We start from the raw sequence: 1,665 nt of genomic DNA, 5'->3' as shown, positions 1-1,665 counted from the left end.
TGGACTATTATTCTGATATTCAAAGATTAAAAAGTTATCAGGAAATAGGTCACATTAATGAGGTGAAAATCAAGGCATACGAAACGTTCTGGCTTTTGAAAAGGCGGCCTCTGCAGTTAAAAGCCCAGCTTGAAGATGATAAATGGCTATATATAAATGAGAAATTTTTATTAGCTCGTATTGCTAGCTTCATATTAAGAGATAATATAAACATACCGCTTACAAAAGAAAAAAAGGAAGCATTCACGAATTTCTTAGACACATTGTATTATTATCTTAAATTTAGAAAAACTGATGCTCAGGCTATAGAATTGATGTTGCTTGGCTTTGATGCAGGCAGAATTATAGCTGGCAAGTAAAGGCTCCGTAAGGAGCCTTTCAGACTGTAGACAAACTTACTTTGATGACATCATCAAAGTAAGTTTGTCTACAGTTTGAGCATCCGTTCCCTGGAACGGATGCTCAAAGAGCGTGACCAGGAGATCTGCAGATGCCATCAGGAGACGATCCGTGTCCACAATTACTGGTTTGAAGTATTCGAAGATATGCAGAAAGAACATCTGCGGGAAATAAAAAAGCTGCAGGCAGAGAAAAAGGCGCTTGAGCAGCGTGCCCTGAAAGCAGAACGTGAATGTGATGAACTGTATGATAAGAAAAAAGAGCTTCTTCATAAGCTATATGACGTCCTGACCCAGCTGGAAGATGAAAAAGGGAAGCACCAGAAACTGACTGCCCAGATCAACAGGGATTATGAAAACTCTTCCATTCCCTCTTCAAAAGCAGTGCAGCGTAAAAAGATCACAAACAGCAGAGAAAAAACAGGCAGGAAACCAGGCGGACAGCCAGGACATAAAGGCCACTGCCGCAGGAAACAGGAGCCCACACAGCCAGTCATTTTTCTTCCGCCACCGGAAGAAGTCCTGGAAGACAGTACTTTTAAAAAGACCGCAAAAACCATTGTAAAGCAGATGGTAAATATCCGAATGGTACTGGATGTAACGGAATACCATGCGGATGTTTATTACAACAGTCAGACAGGTGAACGTGTACATGCTGTACATCCATTGATAAGAGCAGGGGATTTCTGTCTGACCTGACGGGTGGAAAACTGAATATTTCCAAGGGGATGATAAGCAGACTAAACCGGGAGTTTGCTTTAAAAACTGAAGCGGAACGCAGGTCTGCGCAGATATGCTGCTTTCTCCTGTCATGCATACAGACTGTACAAATGCCAGGGAAAATGGGAAAAACTGTCAGGTATATGTCTGTGACCACATTGGGGTCAGACCATATGAAGTATGAATAAAGTAAATAAACTAAGTCTTAAAGTTCTCTGAAAAATTCATAAAGGCTGTTTTAACCAACATATTGAGGCGAAAATTGTTGTTTATCGTTTTCCCGATCTGATGGGTGTTCCAGACCTAAATATAATTTTGCAGAGGTGACTTGTAAAGAAATTCCAGAAATACGATTTACATGTTTTCTATTTTCTTTCCCACAACTAATATAAGTCTGCTGCCAGCCCGAACGGATTGGGCGCTGAAACAAAAATAGGATGGAATTCTTTCTTCCTGGCTTCTCTTTTTACGGAAATTGCCAGTTATATTTAGGCTGCAAGGGTCAGATACTATGAGACAACTCCAATTGTTTGAGAAGATAGAAGGG

Annotated in this window: 2 protein-coding genes; both read left to right on the top strand. The window is 40.6% G+C overall.

From position 1 onward, the window contains the following. Positions 1-359: hypothetical protein (locus tag AC075J_RS00455; RefSeq protein ID WP_476389831.1), on the top strand; the 359-nt coding region annotated here is incomplete at its 5' end. A 75-nt stretch (positions 360-434) separates the two neighbouring features. Next, entirely contained in the window at positions 435-1,097 is a 663-nt protein-coding gene (locus AC075J_RS00450) for a DUF6444 domain-containing protein (RefSeq protein WP_242833632.1), read from the top strand. The last annotated feature ends 568 nt before the right edge of the window (positions 1,098-1,665 follow it).

The organism is Blautia sp. ZXY-1-C6 (genome assembly GCF_056339875.1).
Note: the sequence above shows the minus strand (reverse complement) of the source record. Positions and strands in the feature narration are given on the sequence as shown.